This is a genomic window from Micromonospora sp. WMMD558, from assembly GCF_049315255.1.
GTDB lineage: Bacteria > Actinomycetota > Actinomycetes > Mycobacteriales > Micromonosporaceae > Micromonospora.
In genome coordinates this window covers 2,890,527-2,914,953 of record NZ_CP186061.1, presented here as the reverse complement: position 1 = coordinate 2,914,953, position 24,427 = coordinate 2,890,527, and the positions used below count along the sequence as shown (strand labels likewise).

25 protein-coding genes are annotated in these 24,427 nt (G+C 73.6%); 6 read left to right on the top strand and 19 right to left on the bottom strand.

Annotated features, from left to right (window positions below):
• Window positions 1-222: 222 nt before the first annotated feature.
• Window positions 223-1,566 carry a serine hydrolase domain-containing protein gene (locus ACN26Y_RS14185; protein ID WP_155334084.1) on the bottom strand — a complete coding sequence of 448 codons (1,344 nt, stop codon included), beginning with the start codon at window positions 1,564-1,566 and terminating at the stop codon, window positions 223-225.
• Window positions 1,567-1,589: 23 nt separating this feature from the next.
• Window positions 1,590-1,952 (bottom strand): histidine triad nucleotide-binding protein, encoded by a 363-nt coding sequence (locus ACN26Y_RS14180; RefSeq protein ID WP_155330731.1) that lies wholly within the window; start codon window positions 1,950-1,952, stop codon window positions 1,590-1,592.
• Between the two features lie 169 nt (window positions 1,953-2,121).
• Here ACN26Y_RS14180 and ACN26Y_RS14175 point away from each other — a divergent pair, with 169 nt between their 5' ends.
• On the top strand, window positions 2,122-2,883 hold the full coding sequence (locus tag ACN26Y_RS14175; RefSeq protein ID WP_155330730.1) for an SDR family NAD(P)-dependent oxidoreductase: 762 nt from the start codon (window positions 2,122-2,124) through the stop codon (window positions 2,881-2,883).
• Between the two features lie 223 nt (window positions 2,884-3,106).
• Here the strand turns inward: ACN26Y_RS14175 and ACN26Y_RS14170 are convergent, their stop codons facing one another.
• The 3 genes from ACN26Y_RS14170 to hrcA form a co-directional block, all read right to left on the bottom strand.
• Window positions 3,107-3,841, bottom strand: coding sequence for a 16S rRNA (uracil(1498)-N(3))-methyltransferase (locus ACN26Y_RS14170; protein WP_155330729.1), 735 nt, complete (start codon window positions 3,839-3,841; stop codon window positions 3,107-3,109).
• Window positions 3,842-3,885: 44 nt separating this feature from the next.
• Window positions 3,886-5,031: a molecular chaperone DnaJ gene (gene dnaJ, locus ACN26Y_RS14165; RefSeq protein ID WP_196255906.1), complete on the bottom strand. Its 1,146-nt coding sequence runs from the start codon at window positions 5,029-5,031 to the stop codon at window positions 3,886-3,888.
• A gap of 69 nt (window positions 5,032-5,100) precedes the next feature.
• On the bottom strand, window positions 5,101-6,123 hold the full coding sequence (gene hrcA, locus ACN26Y_RS14160; protein WP_155330727.1) for a heat-inducible transcriptional repressor HrcA: 1,023 nt from the start codon (window positions 6,121-6,123) through the stop codon (window positions 5,101-5,103).
• 223 nt (window positions 6,124-6,346) lie between these two features.
• Between hrcA and ACN26Y_RS14155 the strand changes: the two genes are divergently transcribed.
• Window positions 6,347-6,949 (top strand): DUF4870 domain-containing protein, encoded by a 603-nt coding sequence (locus tag ACN26Y_RS14155; RefSeq protein ID WP_196255851.1) that lies wholly within the window; start codon window positions 6,347-6,349, stop codon window positions 6,947-6,949.
• 117 nt (window positions 6,950-7,066) lie between these two features.
• On the opposite strand, the gene hemW is transcribed toward ACN26Y_RS14155, so the two are convergent.
• Entirely contained in the window at window positions 7,067-8,290 is a 1,224-nt protein-coding gene (gene hemW / locus ACN26Y_RS14150) for a radical SAM family heme chaperone HemW (RefSeq protein ID WP_196255850.1), read from the bottom strand.
• A gap of 19 nt (window positions 8,291-8,309) precedes the next feature.
• Here hemW and ACN26Y_RS14145 point away from each other — a divergent pair, with 19 nt between their 5' ends.
• Together ACN26Y_RS14145 and ACN26Y_RS14140 are read left to right on the top strand one after the other, a co-directional pair.
• On the top strand, window positions 8,310-9,092 hold the full coding sequence (locus ACN26Y_RS14145) for an enoyl-CoA hydratase family protein (protein WP_155330725.1): 783 nt from the start codon (window positions 8,310-8,312) through the stop codon (window positions 9,090-9,092).
• A gap of 184 nt (window positions 9,093-9,276) precedes the next feature.
• Window positions 9,277-10,137 carry a hypothetical protein gene (locus ACN26Y_RS14140; protein WP_155330724.1) on the top strand — a complete coding sequence of 287 codons (861 nt, stop codon included), beginning with the start codon at window positions 9,277-9,279 and terminating at the stop codon, window positions 10,135-10,137.
• 24 nt (window positions 10,138-10,161) lie between these two features.
• Here the strand turns inward: ACN26Y_RS14140 and ACN26Y_RS14135 are convergent, their stop codons facing one another.
• The 9 genes from ACN26Y_RS14135 to ACN26Y_RS14095 form a co-directional block, all read right to left on the bottom strand.
• Window positions 10,162-10,803: an MOSC domain-containing protein gene (locus ACN26Y_RS14135; RefSeq protein WP_155330723.1), complete on the bottom strand. Its 642-nt coding sequence runs from the start codon at window positions 10,801-10,803 to the stop codon at window positions 10,162-10,164.
• Between the two features lie 35 nt (window positions 10,804-10,838).
• Complete coding sequence (locus ACN26Y_RS14130; RefSeq protein WP_155330722.1) at window positions 10,839-11,669, bottom strand: carbohydrate ABC transporter permease; 831 nt, start codon at window positions 11,667-11,669, stop codon at window positions 10,839-10,841.
• On the bottom strand, window positions 11,666-12,652 hold the full coding sequence (locus ACN26Y_RS14125) for a carbohydrate ABC transporter permease (protein ID WP_422734800.1): 987 nt from the start codon (window positions 12,650-12,652) through the stop codon (window positions 11,666-11,668). The genes ACN26Y_RS14130 and ACN26Y_RS14125 overlap by 4 nt, the downstream gene beginning before the upstream one ends.
• On the bottom strand, window positions 12,649-13,938 hold the full coding sequence (locus tag ACN26Y_RS14120; RefSeq protein WP_155330720.1) for a sugar ABC transporter substrate-binding protein: 1,290 nt from the start codon (window positions 13,936-13,938) through the stop codon (window positions 12,649-12,651). Before ACN26Y_RS14120 ends, ACN26Y_RS14125 begins: the two co-directional genes overlap by 4 nt.
• 217 nt (window positions 13,939-14,155) lie before the next feature.
• Window positions 14,156-14,440 carry a GlsB/YeaQ/YmgE family stress response membrane protein gene (locus ACN26Y_RS14115; RefSeq protein ID WP_155330719.1) on the bottom strand — a complete coding sequence of 95 codons (285 nt, stop codon included), beginning with the start codon at window positions 14,438-14,440 and terminating at the stop codon, window positions 14,156-14,158.
• A gap of 218 nt (window positions 14,441-14,658) precedes the next feature.
• Window positions 14,659-14,946: a GlsB/YeaQ/YmgE family stress response membrane protein gene (locus tag ACN26Y_RS14110; protein ID WP_155330718.1), complete on the bottom strand. Its 288-nt coding sequence runs from the start codon at window positions 14,944-14,946 to the stop codon at window positions 14,659-14,661.
• 215 nt (window positions 14,947-15,161) lie between these two features.
• Window positions 15,162-17,039 (bottom strand): translation elongation factor 4, encoded by a 1,878-nt coding sequence (gene lepA / locus ACN26Y_RS14105; protein WP_155330717.1) that lies wholly within the window; start codon window positions 17,037-17,039, stop codon window positions 15,162-15,164.
• A gap of 198 nt (window positions 17,040-17,237) precedes the next feature.
• Complete coding sequence (locus ACN26Y_RS14100) at window positions 17,238-17,774, bottom strand: DUF4240 domain-containing protein (RefSeq protein ID WP_422734799.1); 537 nt, start codon at window positions 17,772-17,774, stop codon at window positions 17,238-17,240.
• Complete coding sequence (locus ACN26Y_RS14095) at window positions 17,771-17,926, bottom strand: hypothetical protein (RefSeq protein ID WP_422734798.1); 156 nt, start codon at window positions 17,924-17,926, stop codon at window positions 17,771-17,773. The genes ACN26Y_RS14100 and ACN26Y_RS14095 overlap by 4 nt, the downstream gene beginning before the upstream one ends.
• Window positions 17,927-17,986: 60 nt before the next feature.
• On the opposite strand from ACN26Y_RS14095, the gene ACN26Y_RS14090 reads away from it, so the two are divergent.
• Window positions 17,987-19,012 (top strand): phosphotransferase family protein, encoded by a 1,026-nt coding sequence (locus ACN26Y_RS14090; protein ID WP_230689060.1) that lies wholly within the window; start codon window positions 17,987-17,989, stop codon window positions 19,010-19,012.
• 203 nt (window positions 19,013-19,215) lie between these two features.
• Window positions 19,216-19,482: a 30S ribosomal protein S20 gene (gene rpsT / locus ACN26Y_RS14085; RefSeq protein WP_155330713.1), complete on the top strand. Its 267-nt coding sequence runs from the start codon at window positions 19,216-19,218 to the stop codon at window positions 19,480-19,482.
• Window positions 19,483-19,622: 140 nt separating this feature from the next.
• On the opposite strand, the gene ACN26Y_RS14080 is transcribed toward rpsT, so the two are convergent.
• From ACN26Y_RS14080 to ACN26Y_RS14065, 4 genes are all read right to left on the bottom strand, one after another.
• The gene (locus ACN26Y_RS14080; protein WP_155334083.1) at window positions 19,623-20,051 is read right to left on the bottom strand and encodes a hypothetical protein; all 429 of its coding nucleotides are present in this window, start codon (window positions 20,049-20,051) and stop codon (window positions 19,623-19,625) included.
• Window positions 20,052-20,059: 8 nt separating this feature from the next.
• Window positions 20,060-21,040 (bottom strand): DNA polymerase III subunit delta, encoded by a 981-nt coding sequence (holA, locus tag ACN26Y_RS14075; protein ID WP_155330712.1) that lies wholly within the window; start codon window positions 21,038-21,040, stop codon window positions 20,060-20,062.
• A gap of 114 nt (window positions 21,041-21,154) precedes the next feature.
• Window positions 21,155-23,542: a ComEC/Rec2 family competence protein gene (locus ACN26Y_RS14070; RefSeq protein WP_155330711.1), complete on the bottom strand. Its 2,388-nt coding sequence runs from the start codon at window positions 23,540-23,542 to the stop codon at window positions 21,155-21,157.
• The gene (locus ACN26Y_RS14065; RefSeq protein ID WP_422734797.1) at window positions 23,539-24,396 is read right to left on the bottom strand and encodes a helix-hairpin-helix domain-containing protein; all 858 of its coding nucleotides are present in this window, start codon (window positions 24,394-24,396) and stop codon (window positions 23,539-23,541) included. Before ACN26Y_RS14065 ends, ACN26Y_RS14070 begins: the two co-directional genes overlap by 4 nt.
• Window positions 24,397-24,427 lie beyond the last annotated feature (31 nt).

The window sequence follows — 24,427 nt, the reverse complement described above, 5'->3', positions numbered from 1 at the left end:
GGGGCCCTGAGCCACCTGCTCTCGATCTCGGCGCCGGGCCGGTGCCACGGCGTGCTGGCGTTGCTCTCATCGTATCCGTTCAACACCGCCACCACCTCGCCCATTTCCCCGCCACGCAACCCGAGCCCACCCCCCACGGTCGTGCACATTCCGACCCTGATTCGCACCTTTTCACGACATTTGTCGAGGCGACCACTACAAGATCGCGAAGCCGGCCGGGGGTCAGCCGGTGCGGAAGTCGTACCGGTCGAACGTCTCCTGGGTACGGGTGAAGCGGTACGTCGCCCAGTGCATCCGGATCACCGTTCCGTCCCCGTTCCGGGTGAGCCGGAGCAGCTCACCCACCTCCCGACCGGAGACCGTCCGGTAGACGTCCGGCCGGTCCGGCAGCGGGGCGAAGACCGCCGGCGGCTTCCCGGCCGGGTCGTCGGCGCCCCGGGCGCGCAGCGCGCCGTCGTGCCAGCTGAACACGTACTCGAAACCCTCGCCCCACCAGCGACCCAGCAGGCCGCGGATCTCCGGTGGGGCCGGCGGCCCGGGCCGCCAGGGCGTCACCTCAGCCGGGTCGTGCTCCGCCGCGGCGGCGAGCAGCCGGTGCGGCAGGTCGAACAGCTCACCGGCGGTGCCGGAGGACCCGAGCACCGCGGCGCCCATCGCGCCGGCGGTCCCGTCGCCGCCCCGGCGGCCGTAGACCGCGGCGAGGAACCCGGGCATCGCGCCGTCGTGGCCGACGTGCATGACCCGCTTGCCCTGCGGCACCAGGATCAGCCCCAGGCCGAACCCGCCGCCCCAGAGCGTCTCGTCGGTGACCGTGACCGGCCAGCGCATCTCCTCGAGCGTGGCGGGCGCGAGCACCCGGCCGGCCGCGTCGAGCGCCGCCGGGTCGGCGAGGAAGGCCGCCCAGCGGGCCATGTCACCGGCCGTGCTCCACAGCTGCGCGGCCGGGCCGACCGCGCCGAAGTCGGTGGGTGGCTCCGGATGCGCCTCGTCGGAGTACGCGTCGACGAGGAAGCCGATGGCGGCCCGCCGGCCGGGCTCCACCGTGGTGGCGGTCAGCCCCAGCGGAGTCAGCACCCGCTCGGCGAGCACCTCCGCCCAGGTGCCGCCACGCAGCCTGCCGACCAGGTGGCCGAGCAGTGCCATGCCCAGGTTGGAGTAGTGGTAGCGACGCCCCGGAGGCAGCACCCGTTCCGCCCTCGCCAGGTCCGCCAGGAGCTGGTCGGTGTCCGGCGCGCGCAGCGTGTCCCAGACGTCGCCGTACGGCTCGCGCTGCAGGCCCGCCGTGTGCGACAGCAGCCGCCGGACGGTCAGCTCGCCGTGCGCCGGCAGGTCCAGGTGCCGGCTCAGCGGGTCGTCCAGGTCGAGCAGGCCGTCGTCGCGGCACTGCATCGTCAGGACGGCGGTGAAGGTCTTGGTCACCGAGCCGATCCGGAAGCGGGTCTCCGGGTCCAGCGCGGTGTCGTTCCCGGTCCCCCCGACCGCGCACGTCCACAGCGGACGGTCGGCGCGGTGCAGGGCCGCCGAGACCGCCGGTATCCGGGCCCGCGCCTGGATCTGCCGCACCATGCGGTCCAGGCGGTCCGTCGGCGTCACGCGAGGTTCCGCGCCAGCATCGGCCCGAGCGGGGCGCCGCCGAGCAGGTGCGCGTGCACGTGGAAGACCTCCTGGCCGCCGTACGCCCCGGTGTTGAACATCAGCCGGAAGCCGTCACCGAGCAGCCCCTCGTCCTCGGCGACGGCGGTGGCCGTGGCGAGCACCTCGCCGGCGAGCCCCGGGTCGCCCTGGGCGAGGGTGGCCACGTCCGCGTAGTGCTCCTTGGGGACCACCAGCACGTGCACCGGCGCCTTCGGGCCGATGTCGCGGAAGGCGAGCGTGGTGGGCGTCTCCCGGACGACGGTGGCCGGGATCTCGCCGGCGACGATGCGGCAGAACAGGCAGTCAGGTGTGCTCACCGGGGCAGTCTAAGGAAGGGCACGGGTGGAACGCCGCCCGTAGCGGGCGAACAACCCCGGGCGCACCAGGCCGCACCGCCGGTCACCGGGGGCCGGCCGCGCCGGGGCTGGTGGCGGCGGGCCGGGTCCGGCGTCAACAGCGCCGCGGCGCTACGGCAGGATGGCCGCCGTGACATCACGGGCGGTGCTGGTGACGGGAGCCTCGCGGGGCATCGGGCGGGCGGTGGCGCGGGCGTTCGCGGCCGGCGGGGACCGGGTGGCGATCCACCACCGGGACTCGGCGGACCTGGCGGAGGCGCTCCGCGTCGACCTGCCCGGCGCGGGCCACGTGGTGGTCCGCGCCGACCTGGCCGACCCGGACGCCGTCCGGGTGATGGTGGACGAGGCCGCGGAACGCCTCGGCGGACTCGACGTACTGGTCAACAACGCCGGTGTGTTCGGGCCGGCGGACCCGCCCCACCCGGTGTTCGAGACCACCTACGAGCAGTGGCGGCAGCGCTGGCGGGCGGTGGTCGAGACCAACCTGTTCGGCGCGGCCAACGCGTGCTGGTGCGCCGCCCAGCACATGCGGGAGCGGGGCGGTCGGATCGTCAACGTCTCCTCCCGGGGCGCCTTCCGCGGCGAGCCGGGCAATCCCGCGTACGGGGCGAGCAAGGCGGGCCTGAACGCGCTCGGTCAGTCCCTCGCGGTGGCTCTCGCCCCGTACGGCATCGGGGTGGCGACCGTCGCGCCCGGCTTCGTCGAGACCGACATGACCAACGAACACCTCAAGTCGCCGCGCGGCGACGCGGTCCGGGCGCAGTCCCCGTTCAACCGGGTGGCCCGGCCGGAGGAGATCGCCGCCGCGGTCCACTGGCTGGCGTCCCCGGAGGCGGAGTGGGCCTCCGGCACCATCGTCGACCTCAACGGCGCCTCCTACCTGCGCAGCTGAGCCCGGTGACGTCGGCGTCGACGTTCTTCGCCTGGGGACTCGGCCCGGGCGCGCCTACGGCCGGCCACCACAGGTCGCTGTGGCCCCTTTGCTCTGCTTCAACGGACGCAGCGGAATCGCCGCGAAACCTGTGCGCCGGTTGAAGCAGAGCAAAGGGAACGCGGCGGAGGGTGGGGCCGGGCCGTCCGGCCCGGTGGCGGGCGGGGATCCGGTCGCCGGTGGCCTACCAGCGGTCGAGGCGGGCGGACAGCACCGCCAGGGCCGCCACCCCGGCCGTCGAGGTGCGCAGCACCGACGGGCCCAGCCGCACCGGCCGGGCACCGGCCTCCGCGAAGGCGTCCAGCTCGCGGTCGGCGATGCCCCCCTCCGGCCCGACCACCAGCACGATCTCACCGGTCGCCGGCAACGCGACCGTCGTCAGCCGCTCCTCGGCTCCCTCATGGAGGACGAACGCGGCGGCGGCACCGCCGAGCCGGCGGCCCACCTGCGTCGTCGACTCGTCCGGCGATCCGGCCACCACCGGCAGCCAGGGCCGGCGGGCCTGCTTGGCCGCCTCCCGGGCGGTCGTCACCCACTTCTCCCGGGCCCGTACGCCCCGGTCACCGCGCCAGAGGACGATCGAGCGTTCGGCCGCCCAGGGCACGATCTCGTCCACGCCGACCTCGGTCATCGCCTGCACGGCCAGCTCGCCCCGGTCCCCCTTGGCGATGCCCTGCACCACGACCAGGCGGGGGACCGGCGCGTCCGCGTACCCCCGGGAGGTGATCTCGAGGTCGAGCGTGTCCTTGCCGACGGCGCCGACCACCGCGGCGGCCGTGCTGCCCCGCCCGTCGGCGAGCAGCAGTCGCTCGCCGGGCCGGAGCCGCTGCACGGTGGCGGCGTGGCGCCCCTCGGGGCCGTCCAGGGTCATCCGGTCGGCGGTGGGCAGCGAGTCGACCAGGAACAGCGGCGCGGACACGATCACCAGGCTAGCGGCCCGGCCGGTCGCCGGGCCGCGGACGGTCAGGCGTGGCCGTTGAAGGCGTCCCGCATCCGGGAGAAGAAGCCACCCTGCTTGGTCAGCTCGGCGACCTCCTCGCCCCGGGTGCGGGCGAACTCGCGCAGCATCTTCTCCTGCTCGGCGTCGAGCTTGGTCGGGGTCCGCACGTCGAGGTGGACGTAGAGGTCACCGCGACCGGTGCCGCGCAGGTGCGGTACGCCGCGGGCGCGTAGCCGCAGCGTGCTGCCCGGCTGGGTGCCGGGCTTGACGTCCACCGGCTCCTCGCTGTCGAGTGTCTTGATGGTCAGCCGGGTGCCCAGGGCGGCCGCCGTCATCGGGACGGTGACCCGGCAGTGCAGGTCGTCGCCCTTGCGGGAGAAGACGTCGTGGGGACGCTCGTGGATCTCCACGTAGAGGTCGCCGGCCGTGCCGCCGCCCGGGCCGACCTCGCCCTGCTGCGCCAGCCGGATCCGCATGCCGTCCTCGACGCCCGCCGGGATCTTGACGGTGAGCGAGCGGCGGGTGCGCACCCGGCCGTCACCGGCGCAGGTCGGGCAGGGGTGCGGGATCGTGGTGCCGTAGCCCTGGCAGACGGTGCAGGGCCGGGCGGAGACCACCTGGCCGAGGAAGGTGCGCTGCACCGACTGCACCTCGCCGCGGCCGCCGCACGCCTCGCAGGTGGCCAGGTGGGTGCCGGCGGCGGTGCCGGCGCCGGCGCAGGTGGTGCACAGCACGGCGGTGTCGACCGTGATCGGGGCCTCGACGCCGAACGCCGTCTCGTGCAGGTCCAGCTCGAGGCGCAGGATCGCGTCAGCCCCGGGCCGGGTACGCGGGCGCGGGCCGCGGGCACCACCGGCGGCGCCCCCGAAGAACGCGTCCATGATGTCCTGGAAGCCGACGAACGGGCCGGTGCCGCCGGGGCCACCCGGACCGCCGGCACCCCCGCCACCGGGTGCGAGCGGGTCACCGCCGAGGTCGACGATCTGCCGCTTCCGGTCGTCGGAGAGGACCTCGTACGCGGCGTTGATGTCCTTGAACTTCTCCTGCGCCTCCGGATCCGGATTGACGTCCGGGTGGTACTGACGCGCCAGCTTGCGGTACGCGCGCTTGATCTCGTCGTCGGAGGCGTCCCGGCTCACACCGAGGATGCCGTAGTAGTCCCTGGCCACTGCGTTCCGTGTCCTCATGTTCGTCTCGCGTTGCGCCGGCCGCCGGCCGGAGCGGCCGGACGGTACTGCCTAGTTCTGGGCCAGCAGGTCGCCCACGTAGCGTGCCACGGCCCGCACCGTGGCGATGGTGCCGGGGTAGTCCATCCGGGTCGGCCCCAACACGCCGAGGCCGCCGACGATGGTGGCCCCCGGGCCGTAGCCGGTGCTCACCACCGACGTCGAGCGGAGATTGTCGATCTCGTTCTCGTCGCCGATGCGGACCCGCATCGTGCTCGGCTCGACCTCCCCGATGAGCTTGAGGAGCACGACCTCCTCCTCCAGCGCTTCCAGGATGGGGCGCAGCGACCCCTGGAAGTCGAGCAGGCCGCCCCGGGTGAGGTTGGCGGTGCCGGCCAGCGCGATGCGCTCCTCGTGCCGCTCGACCAGCGTCTCCAGCAGCACGGTGGAGAGCGTGGCCATGGCCGGGCGCAGCTCGGCCGAGGCCTCGTCGACCAGCGCCTGCACCAGCGGCGGCGTCTCGGACAGCCGGGTGCCGACCAGCTTCTCGTTGACAAGCCGGCGCAGGTCGGTGACGTCGTCGGCGGGGATCGGCCCCGGCATCTCGACGAGGCGCTGCTCGACCCGCCCGGTGTCGGCGATCATGACGAGCATCAGCCGGGTGGTGGAGATGGGCACCAGCTCCAGGTGGCGCACGGAGGAGCGGGCCAGGCTCGGGTACTGCACGACGGCGACCTGCCGGGTCAGCTGCGCCAGCAGCCGTACCGTGCGGTGCACCACGTCGTCCAGGTCGACCGCGCCGAGCAGGAAGCGCTCGATGGCCCGGCGCTCGGCGGGGCTGAGCGGCTTGACCCGGGACAGCCGGTCCACGAAGAGCCGGTAGCCGCGGTCGGTGGGCACGCGGCCGGCGCTGGTGTGCGGCTGCCGGATGTAGCCCTCCTCCTCGAGGACGGCCATGTCGTTGCGGACGGTCGCCGGGGAGACCCCGAGCTGGTGACGCTCGACCAGCGCCTTGCTGCCGACCGGCTCCTGCGTGGCGACGTAGTCCTCGACGATCGCGCGCAGTACCGCGAGCTTGCGGTCGTCGAGACCCATGTGCCCACCTCCTGTCGCGCGTCGGCCGCCGGCTGCCCGGCGCCATCCTGGCACTCGACTGTAGCGAGTGCCAGTCTACGTCGGCACCGCCCGCGCCGCGATGATCAACGGCCGGCGGATGACGCGTCCCGGACGGCGGCGGATTCGCCAGGGCCGTTCATCCGGACATCGGGGACGGTTCTGCTCTGGTGCCCCGTTGTGCGCTCCCCCTACCGTGATCCTCATGACTGAACCACCTCGCCCTCCCGGAGCGGGAGAGCCGGACCCGACCGTCCCCGGCTCCGACGAGCCGACCACACCACTGTCCGGGGCACCGGGCCCGGGCGGCTATCCCCCGCCCGGCGGCTATCCGCCGCCCACCGGTGACGTTCCGCCGTCGGGCGGCTACCCTCCGCCCGGCGGTTATCCCCCACCCGGCGGCTACCCACCGCCTGGCCCGGGCTACCCGACCGGCGGCGCCTACGGCGCCCCCGCCGGCTACGCGAACAACGAGGACAAGACCTGGGCGTTGATCGCGCACTTCGGCGGCGCGCTCGGGATGCTCGTCGGTGGCGGTGTCTTCGGCTGGGTGGCCCCGCTGGTCGCCCTGATGGCCCGCGGTAACCAGTCGCCGACCGTACGGGCCCACGCGCTCGCCGCGCTGAACTTCCAGATCATCTGGTCGGTGATCGCGCTGGTGGGCTGGATCTTCACCTGCATCATCGTCGGCTTCTTCGTCGGCGTGGCCGCGACGATCATCGGCATCGTCTTCGGCGCGATCGCCGGGGTCAAGGCCAACGAGGGCACGCTGTACCGCTACCCGATGTCGGCGAGCTTCATCAAGTGAGCACCGACCGGCCGCTCCCCCCGGCCGGTCGGCGCCACCCGGGGCCGACGTGCCCGGCCCCGGCCGGTCGGCGCCACTCGGGGCCGACGTGCCCGGCCCCGAGCCGGTCCGTGCCGGTCAGGGAAGCAGGTCGCGCACGACGGCGTCGGCCAGCAGCCGGCCGCGCAGGGTGAGCACGGCCCGGCCGGCGGCGTGGTCGGCGTCGGCCAGCAGGCCGGCCGCCCGCGCGCGCTCGGCGCCGGCGCGGCCGGCCGGGTCCAGCACGTCCAGCGGCAGGCCGGAGGCGAGCCGCAGGCGCAGCATGACGTCCTCCATGTGCGCCTCGTCGCGGGTCAGCACCTCCCGCGCCAGGCCGGGTGACTCCCCCGCGGCGAGGCGCTTCGCGTACGCCGTGGGGTGCTTGACGTTCCACCAGCGCACGCCGCCGACGTGGCTGTGCGCCCCCGGGCCGAGGCCCCACCAGTCCCCGCCGGTCCAGTACAGCAGGTTGTGCCGGCACCGGGCGGCCGGCGTCCGCGCCCAGTTGGACACCTCGTACCAGGAGAAACCGGCGGCGTCGAGGGCGGCCTCCGCGGCCAGGTAGCGGTCCGCGGCGACGTCGTCGGAGGGGTACGCCAGCTCGCCGCGCCGCATCCGGGCGGCGAGCCGGGTGCCCTCCTCGACGATCAGGGCGTACGCGCTGACGTGGTCCACGCCGGCGGCGACCACCTGGTCGAGCGTGGCGGCGAAGTCCTCCGCGCCCTCCCCCGGCGTGCCGTAGATCAGGTCCAGGTTGACGTGCTCGAACCCGGCGTCGCGGGCCTCCCGCGCGGCGGCTACGGCCCGGCCGGCGCTGTGCCGCCGGTCCAGGATCGCCAGCACCCCGGGCGAGGCGGACTGCATGCCCAGCGAGATGCGGGTGTAGCCGGCCGCCCGCAGGGCCGCCAACGACTCCGGCGTGACCGACTCGGGGTTGGCCTCGGTGGTGACCTCGGCGTCGACGGCCAGCCCGAACGTGCGGTCGACGCCGTCGAGGATCCGGGCCAGGTCGTCGGCGGGGAGCAGGGTCGGCGTACCGCCGCCGACGAAGACCGTGTCGACCCGGGGCGGCGGGTTGTCGCGCAGCACCCGGGCCGCGAGGGCCAGCTCGGCCAGCACGGTGTCCGCGTACTCCTCGCGGCCGGCGCCGCCGCCGAGCTCCGTGGCCGTGTACGTGTTGAAGTCGCAGTAGCCGCAGCGGCTGGCGCAGAAGGGGACGTGCACGTACACGCCGAAACCGCGCGCGCCGACCGAGGTCAGGGCGGTGGTGGGCAGCGAACCGTCGGCGGGGACGGTCTCACCTTCTGGAAGGACGCCGGGCATGGCCACTAGTCTGCCCGGCATGACCTCTCCAGACGCGCTCGTGCGGGTCGCCACGGCCCGCGGGGTGACCACCCTCACCCTGGACAGCCCGCACAACCGCAACGCGCTCTCCACGTCGCTGATGACCCAGCTGCTCGACGGCCTCGCCGCCGCGGTGGCGGACGACGCCGTCCGCGTGGTCGTGCTGGACCACACCGGGCCGGTCTTCTGCGCCGGCGCCGACCTGAAGGAGACCGCCGCCGCGTACGCCAGCGGGACGGTGCCGGCCGGGATGCTGGGTGACGTGCTCGCGGCGGTCTGGGAGTGCCCGAAGCCGGTGGTGGCGCGGGTCGCCGGGCCCGCCCGCGCCGGCGGCCTGGGGTTGATCGCGGCGGCCGACCTGGCGGTGTGCGCGCAGGAGGCGACGTTCGCGTTCACCGAGGTCCGGATCGGGGTGATCCCGGCGGTGATCTCCGCGACCGTGCTGCCCCGGCTGCACCCGCGCGCCGCGGCCGAGCTGTACCTCACCGGGGACACCTTCGACGGGCGGCGGGCCGCCGAGATCGGCCTGGTGACGGCCGCCGTGCCGGCGGCGGAGCTGGACGACGCGGTGGCGGGCTACTGCGACTCGCTGGTCCGGGGCGCGCCGGGCGCCCTGGCCGGGGCCAAGGCGCTGCTGCGCCGCCCGGCCGCCGCGGACCTGCGCGCCGAGATCGCCGACCTGGCCGCGCTGTCGACCGGCTACTTCCTGTCCGACGAGGGGCGGGAGGGTGTGCTGGCGTTCCGGGAGAAGCGGCCGGCGAGCTGGGTACCGGTCGAGTAGCTGGTTTCCGCGCGCGGTGACGCGGGAAGGCCCCGTCCGCCCCTCGCCCGGCTGACCTGCGGTTTCCGCGCCCGCCACGGCGGCACGACCGTCGCGGCCACGCCCGGCGGAGCCGTCCGGAACCGGTCGGACGACCCGAGGGGCGCGACGGGGGACGTACGCTTGTCGAACTGTCAGACTGGGGGTGCAGGTGCGAACTCGGGCAGTCGTCGCGGGTGGTGTGGTCCTCGTTCTCGTCGCCGTGGTCGGGCTGTTCATCGTCCTCCGGCAGTTCGGCGACCGGCTCAGGCTGCCGCTCTCCGCGCGGACGTGCACGGTGCAGGCGGACGGCGAGGTGGCCCTGGACGCCGATCAGATGGCGAACGCGGCGACCATCGCGGCCATCGGCATCCAGCGCGGGATGCCGGACCGGGCCGTCGTGGTGGCGCTCGCCACCGCGTACCAGGAGTCGGGCCTGCGCAACCTGGCCGGCGGCGACCGCGACTCGGTGGGCCTGTTCCAGCAGCGGCCGAGCCAGGGCTGGGGCACGCCGACGCAGATCCGCGACCCGCGGTACGCCGCCAACAAGTTCTACGCGGCCCTGGCCAAGGTGCGCGGCTGGGAGCGGATGCGGGTCACCGACGCCGCGCAGAAGGTGCAACGGTCGGCGTTCCCCGAGGCGTACCAGAAGTGGGCCGACGAGTCGGAGGTGCTGACCCGCGCGCTGCTCGCGCACGCGACCGGCGCGGTCGCCTGCACGGTCGGCGACAATCCGCTGCGCCGGGGCGCGGCGGCGACCGCCGCCCTGACCCAGGGCCTGACGCTCGATTGGGGGCTCGCCACGACGGCCGCCGCGGTCAGCCTGACCGGCCTCACGCTCACGCCCGACGACGAGCGCGGCGGCTGGCGGTACGCGCACTGGCTCGTGTCGCACGCCGAGGACAACGGCGTGCGGCTGGTCCGCTTCGGCGACCGGCAGTGGACCGCCGAGAAGGGCACCTGGGACCGGGTGACGGGCACGGAACCGACCGCCCGCGTGGTGGCGGAGGTCTTCGCCGCGACCTGAGCCGGCGGCGGCGCGGGCGCGGCCTCAGCCGGCGGCGGTGACGCGGCGGCGGACCTTCTCCCGGATCCACGACGGCAGGTCCTCCGCGTCGAGCAGCCGGGGCAGCAGCTCCGGCTGCAGGTTCAACGCCCGGAACACCTCGCCGATCGTCACCCCGTGCGCGGGCCGGTCCACCACCTGGACCGGGTCCCCCGCGCCGATCTCACCCTCGCGGAGCACCCGCAGGTACGCACCCGGGCGGGCGCGCACGGTGAACCGCTTGATCAGATCCGGTACGCCCCAGAACCCGGCGAACGTGGTGCACGGCGTGCGCGGCATCGTCACCTGGAGCACCACCGACCCGATCGACCACTGCTCGCCGATCACCGCGCCGGTCACGTCGACGGCGTGGGTGGTCAGGTTCTCGCCGAAGGCGCCCGGACCGATCCGCCGGTCCAGCTCGGCCGCCCACCAGGCGGCGTCCTCCTCGGCGTACGCGTACACCGCCTTGTCCGGGCCGCCGTGGTGGGCGCGCTCCCCGATGAAGTCACCGGCGAGCCCTTCCGCGCCGACGCGCACCGGGCCGGGTGCCGGGCGCTTGTCGATGCCGCTGCGGCCGCTCGCGTCGCCCGCCCACTGCGCCTCGGTCACGATGCCGAGGTTCACCGCTGCCACCCTGCCCGTCATGGCGCCCAGCCTAATCGTCCGCACCGGCGGGGGCGTCAGCCCTTGACGGCGCCGGCGACCAGGCCGGAGACCATCCGACGCTGCACCAGCAGGAAGAAGACGATCACCGGCAGGGTGAAGATCGTGGAGGCGGCCATCACCGGGCCCCACGCGGTGTCGTCCCGGCCGAAGAAGAACGTCATCGCCACCGGCAGCGTGTAGCGGTCCTGGTCGTTGATGAACGTCAACGCGAAGATCAGCTCGTTCCAGGCGGTGATGAACGAGAAGATGCTGGTGGCCACCAGTCCGGGCGCGACCAACGGAAAGAGGATCCGCCGGAAGGTCTGTGCCCGGCTGGCCCCGTCGATGGCCGCGGCCTCCTCCAGTTCCTTGGGGACCGCGGCGACGAAGCCGCGCAGCATCCACACCGCGAACGGCAGCGAGAAGCCGAGGTACGTGAGGATGAGGCTGGGCAGCGTGTTGTAGAGCCCGAGCCGCTGGACCATCAGGAAGAGCGGGATGACCAGCGCCTCCAGCGGGATCATCTGCACCACGAGCAGCATGATCAGGAAGCTGGTCCGGAGGTTGAACCGGAACCGGGCGACCGCCGTCGCGGCGAGCAGGGCGACCAGGCCGCTGAGCAGCACCGTCGCGCCGGCCACCAGGACGCTGTTGAGGAAGAAGTCGGCGAAGGTCACGCCGGGGATCAGGTTGCCGGTCAGGATCTGCCGGTAGTGCTCCAGCGTGGGCTCGCCGGGGACCGGCCGGGGCGTGCTGGAGAAGATCTCCGAACTCGGCTTCAGGGACGTGACGATCATCCAGTAGACCGGGAACGCCGCGAAGAGCGCCACCAGCAGACCGGCACCGTTGAGGGCGAGCCGCTTCACGCGTCCTCCTCCTGCTTGAGCACCATGCGGACGTACACGCCGGTCACCACCAGCAGGATCACGGTCAGGATCACCGCGACCGCCGCGCCGAGCCCGTACTTGGGCGGCGGCGAGAAGGCCTCGGCGTACGAGTAGACCGAGAGCATGAAGGTGGAGCGGTCCTGGGTGCCCCCGGCGAGGACGAAGTACTGCGTGAAGACCTTGAAGTCCCAGATCGTGGAGAGCACGACCAGGATCCCGAACACCGGCCGCAGCAGCGGGAAGGTGACCTGCCAGAACACCTTCCACGGGCCGGCCCCGTCGACCCGGGCCGCCTCGTGCAGTTCGCCCGGCACGCTCTTCAGCCCGGCGAGCACGCTGACCGCGATGAACGGGAAGGAGTGCCACACCACCACGAGGGTGAGGATGGCGAAGAAGAGCAGGGGCGAGTTGAACCACCCGTAGCCGGTCCAGTCGCTGTGCCCGAACAGTGCCTGCGACAGGCCGTCGGGCAGCGCGTTGAACAGCCAGGTGACGAGCCCGCTGGTGTCGTCGAAGATCCACTTCCAGACGATCGTGCCGGTCAGCGCCGGAGTGGCCCAGGCCAGCATCACGCAGCTCGCCACGAAGGCGACCATCCGCTTGCCGAGCCGGTTGAGCAGCAGCCCGACCAGGGTGCCGAGGACCATCGTCAGGGCCACGTTCGCGGCGGCGAAGAGCACGGTGTTCCGCAGCACCGTCCAGAAGAACGGGTCACCGAGGATGTCGGTGTAGTTCCCCAGGCCGACCCACGGCCACTCGCGGTCACCGCGCAGCTGCCGCACGTTGTTCAGGCGGAAGAAGGACATCGCCACCACCTGGCCGAGCGGCCAGAGCAGCAGCACCGCGATGATCACCAGGCAGGGCAGGAGCAGCAGGTACGGGAGGCGGTCCACCCGGCGACGCCGCCGCGCGGGGGTCTTCCGCGCGGCGGCCGTCTCCGGCGCCTCGGTCAGCGTGGTCACTTGGCGTTGAGGATGCTTTCCATCTCCGCGGCCGCGTCGGCGGTGGCCTTCTCGACCGTCTTCTGACCCTTCATGACCGAGCTGTTCATCGCCTGGGTCACCGTCTTGGTCCGGCTGACCTCGACCCACTTCGGGGTGAGCGGCGTGAGCTTGGTGTTCTTCATGGCGGTGGCGAACGACGCCATGACCTTGTCGTTCGTGTACTTCTCGCCGCCGACCAGGTCCTGGTAGACGGGGAAGAAGCCCAGGCTCTCGGCGAACGCCTGGTCGTTCTTCTTGCTCAGCAGCACCGTCAGGTAGTCCCAGGCGAGGTCCTGGCGCTCGCTGTCCTTCCAGACGGCGACGTCGGAGCCACCGGCGAAGGCGGGGGCGGGCTGGCCGTCGGGGCCGGGGATCGGGAACGTACCCCAGACCTTCTCGATCTCCGGGTTGTCCTTCTTGATGGCGCCCTGCTGCCAGCTACCGGCGAAGGCCATCGCCGCCTTGCCGGTGGCGAACTGGGTCCGGGCGTCGATCTCGTTCCAGCCGGCGGCGGCCGGCGGGGCCACCTTGTGCACGGTCACCAGGTCGGTCCAGAACTTGACGGCCTTCTGCGCCTCGGGGGTGTTCAGGCCGGACTTCCAGCTGTCGCCCTCCTTGGTGGCGATCTCCGCGCCGGCGCCCCAGAGGAACGAGTAGAAGGGCAGCTCGGAGTTGCCGGGCACGGCGATGCCGTAGGTGCCGGGCTTCTTCGCCTGCACGGCCTTGGCCGCGGCGACCAGGTCGTCCCAGGTCTTCGGCGGCTGCACGCCGGCCTCGGCGAACCAGTCGGTGCGGTAGTAGATGCCGCGCACGCCGGCGTACCACGGCACGCCGTACTGCTTGCCGTCCAGCTGCGCGTTCTTCACCAGGTCGGGGAGGATGTCCTTGCCCTCGGCCCAGCCGCCGAACTTGCCGGTCACGTCGGCGAGCGCCTCCTGGGCGGCCCAGCCCTGGGTCTCGGTGTTGCCCAGCTCGGTGACGTCCGGTCCCTCTCCACCGGCGAGGGCGGCCTGGAACTTCTTCGGCGCCTCCAGCCAGGGAACGTACTGGACCACCACGTCGGTGTTCGGGTGCTTCTGCCGGAACTCGGCCTCGACGCCGTCCAGGAACGTCGTCTGCGCCTCGCTGCCCTCGCCCATCATCCAGACGGTCAGCTTGCTGTTGTCAGCCGCGTTGTCGTCGTCGGAGCCACCGCAACCGGTCAGCACCATCGCGGCCGAGGCCACGACGGCGGTGACCGGGGCCAGCCGCTTCCACCTGTTCACGCCACTATCTCCCTCGCGCCGCTTGGCACTAACCTTCTCCGCCGCACCTTAGTACGTAAAAATCCTTTACGACAGTGGCGGCCGGGGCGAAGCGTGGCGACCGTACCGCAGGTGGCCCGCCGGTGGGCGGGACGGGACCGGGGCGAAAGCGGCCGTACCAGGATGAACGGGCGCCCGGCCAGGAGGCCGGGCGCCCGTTGTTCAGGCTGTGCGAGTTTTACCGGTGGGTGATGCCGCGGCGCCGGCCGGCGCCCGCGACCAGGGCCACCGCGACGGCGGCCAGCAGGACCTGCAGCAGCAGCTCACGCCAGTCGATGCCGGCGGTGTCGGCGAAGCCGGAGGCCCGGGCGATGATCGTGCCGAGCAGCGCGGCGCCGACACCGATGAGCATGTGCAGCCAGATGGGCATGTTCTGCCGGCCCGGCACGACCAGGCGGCCCAGCGCGCCGACGATCAGACCGACGATCAGCGCGGTGATGATGCCCCAGACGGTCAGCTCCACGGTCGTTCTCCTAACGGGAAGTGTGAGTCCGTGTCGGGTGGTGCTTCTGTGGTGACCCCACAGTTCCCGACCCGCCGGAAACCCAAACCGGCCTTGCGGGACAGCCTGGGCCGGGAAGTACCAGACCGGGCACCCCGTCGGCCCCGCACCCCGGTCGGCCCCGCACACACGACGGGCGCCCGACCTGCCGGTCGGGCGCCCGAGGCGAGATTCAGTTGTCAGTAGCGGCCGACGCTGCGTCGTCGCCCCACCCCGGCCACCAGAGCCACGGCGATGGCGGCCAGCACGACCTGGACCAGCAGCTCGCCCCAGTCGATGCCGGCGGTCTCGGTGGCGATGCCCATGGCCCGCGCCAGCACGGTGCCGAGCAGCGCCGCACCGACACCGATGAGCATGTGCAGCCACATCGGCATGTTCTGCCGGCCCGGCACGACCAGGCGGCCCAGCGCGCCGACGATCAGACCGACGACGAGCGCGGTGATGATGCCCCAAACGGTGAGCTCCACGGTCGCCCTCCTTCACGAATTGTGTCCACCGTGGTGGTGTTCCTGTCGTGCCCCCTCAATGCCCGACCCGTCGGAAGCCCAAACCGACTCACACCACGGCGATCCCTCGTTCGTCGATGGCCTCCCCTGCGTCGATTCCCGCCTGAACGGCATCGGCGCAGGTGAGGGCGCTGTCGCTCGGGTACGTCGTCGCGCCGGCCGATCGCCGGCGGCGGTCACTTCTTGCCGGGTGCCTTGCCGTCGCCGGAGTCGGAGGAGAGCGCGGCGATGAAGGCCTCCTGGGGGACCTCCACGCGGCCCACCATCTTCATCCGCTTCTTGCCTTCCTTCTGCTTCTCCAGCAGCTTGCGCTTCCGGCTGATGTCACCGCCGTAGCACTTCGCCAGGACGTCCTTGCGGATCGCGCGGATGGTCTCCCGGGCGATCACCCGGCTGCCGATGGCCGCCTGGATCGGCACCTCGAACTGCTGGCGCGGGATGAGGTTCCGCAGCTTCGCCGCGATGCTGGTGCCGTAGTTGTACGCCTTGTCCTTGTGCACGATCGCGCTGAACGCGTCGACCGGCTCACCGTGCAGGAGGATGTCGACCTTCACCAGGTCCGACGACTGCTCGCCGGAGGGCTCGTAGTCCAGCGACGCGTACCCCTTGGTGCGGCTCTTGAGCTGGTCGAAGAAGTCGAAGATGATCTCCGCGAGGGGCAGCGTGTAGCGCAGCTCCACCCGGTCGGCGGACAGGTAGTCCATGCCGAGCAGGCTGCCCCGGCGGCCCTGGCACAGCTCCATCACCGCGCCGACGTAGTCGTTCGGGGTCAGCACGGTGGCCCGCACGGTCGGCTCGTACACCTCAGCGATCTTGCCGGTGGGGTACTCGCTGGGGTTGGTCACCACGACCTCCTCCCCGTCCTCCTGGAGGGCCCGGTAGACCACGTTCGGCGCCGTGGAGATCAGGTCGAGGTTGAACTCCCGCTCCAGCCGTTCCCGGATGATCTCCAGGTGCAGCAGGCCGAGGAACCCGCAGCGGAAGCCGAAGCCGAGCGCCCCGGAGGTCTCCGGCTCGTACGTCAACGCGGCGTCGTTGAGCTTCAGCTTGTCCAGCGCGTCACGCAGGTTCGGGTAGTCGGACCCGTCGATCGGGTAGAGGCCGGAGTAGACCATCGGCTTCGGGTCCTTGTAGCCGCCGAGCGGCTCGCTCGCCGGCCGGGAGTTGATGGTGACCGTGTCACCGACCCGGGACTGCCGGACGTCCTTCACACCGGTGATCAGGTAGCCCACCTCACCGACGCCCAGCGCGTCGGCCTTCACCATCTCCGGGGAGATGACACCGATCTCCAGCAGCTCGTGGGTGGCGCCGGTGGACATCATCTTGATCCGGTCCCGGGCGCTGATCCGCCCGTCGATCACCCGGACGTACGTGACCACGCCCCGATAGACGTCGTACACCGAGTCGAAGATCATCGCCCGCGCGGGCGCCTCGGCGTCCCCGACCGGCGGCTTGAACTGCCGGACGATCTCGTCGAGCAGGTACGGCACGCCCTCGCCGGTCTTGCCGGAGACCTTGATGCAGTCCGCCGGGTCGCCACCGATGAGGTGGGCGAGCTCCTCGGCGTACTTCTCCGGCTGCGCCGCCGGCAGGTCGATCTTGTTGAGGACCGGGATGATGTGCAGGTCGTTCTCGAGCGCCAGGTAGAGGTTCGCGAGGGTCTGCGCCTCGATGCCCTGGGCCGCGTCGACCAGCAGGATCGCGCCCTCACAGGCCGCGAGGGACCGCGACACCTCGTACGTGAAGTCCACGTGCCCCGGCGTGTCGATCATGTTGAGCACGGCGGTCTCGCCGGCCCGGTCGCCCTCGCGGATCGTCCACGGCATCCGGACGGCCTGGCTCTTGATCGTGATGCCGCGCTCGCGCTCGATGTCCATCCGGTCGAGGTACTGCGCACGCATCTGCCGGGGGTCGACCACGCCGGTGAGCTGCAGCATCCGGTCGGCCAGGGTCGACTTCCCGTGGTCGATGTGGGCGATGATGCAGAAGTTCCTGATGCGCCCGGGGTCGGTGGCACCAGGAGCATTCGCGCCGGGATCGAGCGTCGGTGGCACAGCGGTCCGTTCTGGTCGGCTGACGTTGAGCAGGCCGGCGTCGCCGGCCCCCTCTATGCTCCCACGTCGCCCCCGCGTGCCCGCTGCGCGGGCGAACCCCGCTCCGCCAGCGGGGCGCATCGGCCAGCGGCAGCCGGCCGACGGGGTGCGGTGCCGGCGGCCGGCGGGCCGCGGGCGCCGGACGACGGCCGGCCGCCGTCACTCGCCGGGCGGCTCCACGAACAGGGCGGCGAGCTTCGGCAGCCGGCGGCGGGCCTCGTCCTCGTCGTCGAAGTCCCAGAAGTCGTTCAGATCCGGCACCGGGACCGGGTCACGCTCCGCCGGGAGGTCGGCCGCGGTCGCCTTCCGGTACGCCTCCCACGGCACCGTCAGCATCTGCTCGCAGGCGAACTCCTCGCCGGAGAGCGACGCGGCGCGCACCTGGGGCACCTCGGCCAGCGAGTCGGGATCGGCGACCGACCGGGCGAAGACCGCCCGCCCCTGGGTCATCAGCCAGCCCCGGAAGTGGTGGAAGCCGTCGTCGGAGACGCCGCCGTTGATCAGGTACGCCGCACCCCACAGATCCACCCGGTGCGACGCGGCCAGCACGCGGGCCTGGTGGCGCGCGTACCCGACAATCTCCTCCGGCTCCCGTTGCGCGAGCAGGGCGACCGCCCGGGCGGCGACCGCGTGCGGCTCTCCCCCACCCCCGGCACGGGCCTGGTCGATCAGCTGCCAGAAGTCGTCGGTCCTCATGGCCTGGCAGTCTCCCAGACGCCGGTGCCGGCCCCCGCCGGCAGCGGGAACGGCACGGCGAGCCGCGGGTAGCGGCGCCGCAGCTCGGCCGGGTCACCGGCGGCGGTCGCCGACACGTCGATCAGCGCCCAGAAGTCATCGGACCCAATCACCCGGGCAGTATCCCCATGGCGTACGACACTGAAGGGATGACCAGCTCACCGCCGTACCCGATCACCACCCGCCGGCCCGGGTGGTCGGAGCTGCCGGTCGGCCTGCGGGCCGCGCTCGCCGACCGCCTCGGCGCCCCGGTGGTCGCGGCCACCGCCGCCGCCGACGGCTTCACCCGCGGGTACGCCGGGGTGCTCACCGCCGCCGACGGCGGGCGGGTCTTCGTCAAGGCCGCACCCGGGAATTCGCACCTGGCCGACTGGTACGCGCGGGAGGCCGCGGTCCTCGACCGGCTCCCGCCGGGGACACCGGCGCCCGGCCCGCGCTGGACGCTGCACGAGGCGGGCTGGTTCGCGCTCGGCCTCGGCGTAATCGACGGGCACCCGCCCCGGCAGCCCTGGGAACCGGCGGAGCTGGCGGCGACGCTGGCCACGTACGCCGATGTCGCCGCCCTGCTGGCGGAGCCGCCCGCCGACCTCACGGCGCTCGACCCGCCCCACCTGGCCGACCTGGCCCGCGACGACATCCTCCGCTGGGCTGACGTGGCGGCGGGTCGGGAGCCGATGCCGGCGCTCCCCGCCCGCCTCCAGCGGCGGCTGCCCGAGCTGGTCGCGCTGGAGTCCCGCCTGCCGGTGTACGCCGCCGAGGCGACCGGGCTGATCCACGGCGACCTGCGCCCCGACAACATCCTGCTCGACGCGGACGGGCGGGCGTGGTTGTGCGACTGGACGTGGCTCTGCCACGGTCCCGCCTGGTTCGACCTGGTGACCCTGCTCCTCGGCGGGTACGCCCCCGGGCCGGACCCCGAGCCGGCGACGCTCGCTCCCGCCGGTGCGGCTCCAGTACCCGACGCCGAGGGGCTGGACGCCGCCTTCGCCGAAGGGCTGGACGCCGCCTTCGCCGCGCACCCGGCCGCCGCCGGCGCGCCGCTGGACGCGCTGGACGTCACGTTGGCCGCCCTGGCCGGCTACTTCCTCACCACCGCGTCGACGACGCCGCCGACCGCCACCGAGCGGCTGCCGCTCCACCAACGCCGCAGCGGCGACCGGGCGCTCGCCTGGCTCGCCCACCGCCAGGGCTGGACGTGAGCCACCAGAGCCGGGCACCTCGGCGTGACCAGGCCGCCGACCAGCGTTGTCGTGGCGCCCGGAGTGCCGACCGGCACGAGTGGCCGGGAGGCGTTTTGGTCCGTCCCCGGGCGACCTGGTAACCTGGCTCTTCGCGCAGCGATGACGCATGCTCGCGGCGCGTGGAACCAGACCAACCCGAGCTATCAAGACGAGGCTGTCGCGTGGCGAACATCAAGTCCCAGATCAAGCGCAACCGGCAGAACGAGAAGCGCCGGCTGCGTAACAAGTCGGTCAAGTCGTCGCTGAAGACCGCCATTCGCAAGTTCCACGAGGCCGCCGAGGCCGGCGACGTCGACCAGGCCACCGTGCTCATGCGGGAGGCCACCCGCAAGCTGGACAAGGCCGCCAGCAAGGGCGTGATCCACGCCAACCAGGCCGCGAACCGCAAGTCCGCCATCGCCAAGCGCGTGGCGTCCTTCTCCGCCTGACCCGGCGTCTGAAGACCTGACCGGAAGCCCCGGGCGACCTGCCCGGGGCTTCGGCCTGTCCAAGATCTTCGAAGGTCTGCCTCAGGACGGCGTGGTGCGACTGTGTCACGAAGGCCGCCGGTCGAGCCGGTTCCGCTGGGTCAGGGCGCGGTTGGCGGTGTCGGTTCGCGGAGCGAGGGCGGCAGGGGCTCGCCCGGCGTGGAGGAGACGACGACGCCGGGCACGCTGTGCCGGATCCAGTCGACGCGGGCGGTGCCGACCGCCGGTTCCATCTGCCGCCGGAAGCGGTCCCGCTCCTGCTCGGGCACGAGCGCCGCGGAGCGGACGACCCGGGCGGCCACCAGGTCGTTGAGCTTCACCATCACCGCGACCGTCGCGGGCAGGACCAGTACGGCCCACCAGGTGACCAGTTCGGCGAGGGCGAGCAGGGCGGCGAGGGCGACGGAGCCCTCGAAGAAGATGAAGCAGAGCACGCCGCCCGGGTTGACGAACCGCAACCCGAGGACGCGGGCGTAGAGCGGCCGGTACCGCTCCTCGTCGGCCGCCACGGTGGCCCACGTCCCGCGCATGGCTCCGGTCACCGGGCGCCGCCCTGCCGTGCGGCCGCGACCGAGAAGACCGCCTTCTCGAGGGCGTACGCCCGGTCGTCGGAGCCGCCCTTCACCGCCGCGTTGCACTCGGCGGCGGCCTGCATGGCGTCGACGAGCCCCTCCGGCGTCCAGCCGCGCGCCTGCCGCTGCGCCCGCTCGATCTTCCACGCCGGCATGCCGAGGGTGCTCGCCAACTGGTACGGGCTGCCCCGCCCGGCGGAGGCGACCCGCGCCACGGTGCGCACGCCGTCGGCGAGGGCGTCCGCGATCGGCACCGGGTCCACGCCGACGTGCAGCGCCCAGCGCAGCGCCTCCAGCGCGGCCGGGACGTCCCCGACCATGGTGGCGTCGGCGACCGTGAAGCCGCTCACCTCGACCCGGCCCCGGTAGTAGCGGGCCACCGTGTCGGAGCTGATCTTCCCGTCGGTGTCGGCCATCAGCTGGGAGCAGGCGGCGGCCAGCTCACGCAGGTCGTTGCCGACGGCGGCGATGAGCGCCTCGGCGGCGTCGTCGGTGCACCGGCCGCCGGCCCGGCGGATCTCGTCCCGCACGAAGGCCACCCGCTCGCGGTGGCCCTTCAGCTTGGTCGCCGGGACGACGGTCGCGCCGGCCGCCTTCAGGCCGTCCGCGAAGGCTTTGCCCTTGGCACCGCCCAGGTGGAGCACGACCAGGTGGACGTCCGGGTCGGGGTTCTTCGCGTACGCGAGCAGCGCGCCCGTCAGGTCCTTGCGCGCGTCCTGGCCGGATCGGAGGACGAGCAGTCGCGGCCCGCCGAAGAGGGACGGGCTGAGCATCTCCGCGATCTCACCGACGGTCAACGTGCCGGCCTGGTACTCGCGGACGTCTACGTCGGGATCCACGCTGCGGGCGCGGGCGATCGTCTCGGTGACCGCGCGCGTGGCGAGCAGCTCCTCGTCGCCGAGGACGAGCACAATGGGAGCGAGGCTGGCGGCGGTCACGCCGCCCATATTCGCACGGCCGGCCGCCTGCGCCAGCCTGGTCGTCCGGACTCCGCTCGCGGACCCCGCACTCAGCGCAAATCCAGACATTTATCTCTACTGCCGTCAACTTTGACAATAGGCCTAGGCGGGTCGTTCCTGATCCTGGCCTCGCGTGACCACGGCGAGGCCGGACGGCCGGACCACCACCGCCACGTCACCGTCGACGTCGGTACGCAGCACCCGGGCGCCGGCCCGCGCGAGGCGGCCCAGCACGGCCGGGTTCGGGTGCCCGTACGTGTTGCCCGCCCCCACCGGTACGAGCGCGACCGCCGGACGGACCGCGTCGAGGAAGGCCGGATCCTGGTACGCCGACCCGTGGTGAGCGACCTTCAACACGTGCGTCCGGAGCCCGCCCGGCGGGGGCCGGTCGAGCAGAGCGCGCTGCTCCTCGGTCTCCGCGTCCCCGGCGAGCAGGATCCGCACCCCGCCGACCGTGGCGAGCAGTACCAGGGAGTTGTTGTTCGGGTCCGAGCGGGTGCCCCGCAGCGGATAGGGCGGTCCCACCACGGTCAGCTCGACACCGCCGGCCCGGTAACGCCAACCGGCCGGGACGGTCACCAGGTCCGCGGGCGCAGCCGCCGCCTCGGCCCGTACCAGGTCCCGCCCGGCCGCCGGTTCGGGCCACGACGGAGCCAGGACCGTGGTGACGCGGCGTCCCCGGAACACGCCCGCGAGGCCGCCGGTGTGGTCGACGTGGAAGTGGCTGACCACCAGCAGCGGCACCTCCCGGACGCCGAGCCCGCGCAGGCACCGGTCTGCTGCGGCGGGATCCGGCCCGGCGTCCACCACGACCGCCCGCCCCGGACCGACCGGCAGCACCACGGTGTCGCCCTGCCCCACCGCGCACGCGGCGACCACCCAACCTGCCGGCGGCCACCCGGACGCCACCAGGCGCACCGGCAGGGCGCCGAGCACGGCGGCGACGGCCACCACGGCCACCAGCCGGCGGGCCACCGGACGCCGGGCCGCCACCAGCAGCCCCAGGGTCAGCCCGGACAGCAGCAGGGCCCCGGCCGCACCGTCCGGCCACGGCAGCGTTCCCGCCGGCACGCGGGCCCCGTGGTGCGCGACGGTGACCAGCCACCACGCCGGCCAACTCGCCAGCCACGCGAGAAATCCGGCCCCGGCCGGCCAGAGCGGTGAGAGCGCCGCCGCCACCACGCCGAGCACCGTGGCGGGTGCGATGGCGGGCACCGCGAGCAGGTTCGCCGGGACGGCCACCAGGCTGACCGTGCCGGAGATCCCCGCCACGACCGGCGCGCAGGCGAGCTGCGCGGCGGCGGGTACCGCCACCGCCTCGGCGACGCCGGCCGGCACCCGGCGGCGGCGTAGCGCGTCCCGCCATCGCGGGGCGAGCAGCAGCAGCCCGCCGGTGGCCAGCACGGAGAGGGCGAAGCCGGCGTCACCGGCCAGCTCCGGGTCGACGAGCACCAGTACGGTCACCGCCGCGGCCAGCGCGGGCAGTGCCGCCCGCGGCCGGCCGACCGCCAACGCGGCGAGCCCGATCGCGCCCATCGTGGCCGCCCGCACCACGCTCGGCGACGGGCGGACCAGGATGACGAAACCGACCAGCGCGACCGCGCAGAGACCGGCGGCGAGCCAGGGACCCGCCCGCCCCCAACGGGCGAGCAGCAGCACCGCGCCCACGATGATCGCCACGTTGGACCCCGAGACCGCCGTGAGGTGCGTCATCCCGGTGGCGAGGAAGTCCTCCTCCACCGTGGACGGCAACCGGCTGGTGTCACCCACCACCAGCCCGGGCAGCAGGCCGCCCTGCTCGTCCGGCAGCGGGTCGCAGGCGTCCTGGAGTCCGGCGCGAAGCGCACCGGCGGCCCGCTGGGACGTCGGCGGCGCTCCATGCTCGGCCGGAGGTCGCGTGGAGCGCAGTACAGCGGCGGTCAGGTCGCCGCCGCGCGGAGGAGCCAGTCGGCCCTCGGCGGTCAGCCGCTGCCCGGGCAGCAGTCCCCGCCAGGCCGGATCGGTGGCGAGGACGAGAACCCGCACCCGCGCCTCGACGCTACCGCCGTCCGGCCCGACGAAGCGGGTCGACTCCACCGGGACCAGGAACATGGCGGGTCGTCCGGGGACGCCGCGTACCGCGCGGGGGTCGTCCCGGACGACCAGGTCGGCGGTGACGGTGGCACCGGCCTCCACCAGGGCGCGGACCGGTGCCGCGTCCCGCACGGCGACCCGCGCGGCGGTGGCGCTCGCCCCGCACACCACGCCGAGCAGCACGGCGACGGCGATCCAACCGTGCCGGCGCACGGGCGCGGCCGGCCGGCCAAGGCGGCCGAGCAGGTGCAGCGCGCCGGCACCGGCCGCCACGGCGGCGACCAGCGCGACGAGGACCGCCGTCCGGGCGCCGAGCTGCAACCCGGCCAGCGCCGACAGCCACGCGGCGACCGCCAGACCGGCGAGCCGCAGATCCGGTACGTCCTGGGTAACCGGCGGTTCACGGTGGCCGGTCACACCGTCACCAGGTCCTTGAGCTGCTCGTACCGTGCGTCGCCGATGCCGTCGACCTGGCGCAGGTCGCTGACCGACCGGAAGCCGCCCTGCTGGTCCCGGTGGCTGAGGATGCGCTGCGCGAGCACCGGCCCGACCCCGGGCAGCGCGTCGAGCTGCGCCAGCGTCGCGGTGTTCAGGTTCACCTTGCCGCCCGCTCCCGGCACGGCACCCGCGGCCGGCCCCGCCGGGGCCACACCGGGTGGTGCGGCGACCCCGACGAGGATGAGCTCCCCGTCGGCGACCTTGCGGGCCGGGTTCAGCAGGGCCACGTCCACGCCCGGCAGCGCTCCCCCGGCCGCCTGCACGGCGTCGGCGACCCGGGCACCGGCCGGTACGCGCACCAGCCCCGGCCGGCGGACCTTCCCGGCCACCGCCACGACCAGTTCGTCACCCGGCGTTGCCGACGGCGCGGGCCCTCCGGTCGGGGCGACCGCCGACGCCGCCATCTCCGGCGTGACCGGTTCGATCTGCGGCCGGGACCGCCAGGCCCAGAAGGCGGCAGCGAGCACCACCAGCACGGCGACGACGGCCAGTGCCCGCACGCCGCGCCGCCCCGGGTCGAACGCTCCCGGCCCTGGCAACGCCCGGCCCACGCCGGCCCGGGGACGGCCGCGATCGTCCGCCGGCCAGGCATTGGCCGGAACAGTCGCGGACGGCATGCCGCCCGGGTCGGTGAGCGGCGGCGCGTCGCCCGGATCCGTCGGGACCAGCGGCACCACACCGCCGAGGTGTGGCGCGGGGGCCTCTCCGTCGTCCGTCGTCGGCAGCACGCGGTGCAGCCGCCGGCGTACCGCCGTCTCCTCGTCGTACGACACGGCGTGAGGCTAGGCAGCGACGGGCCGTTAG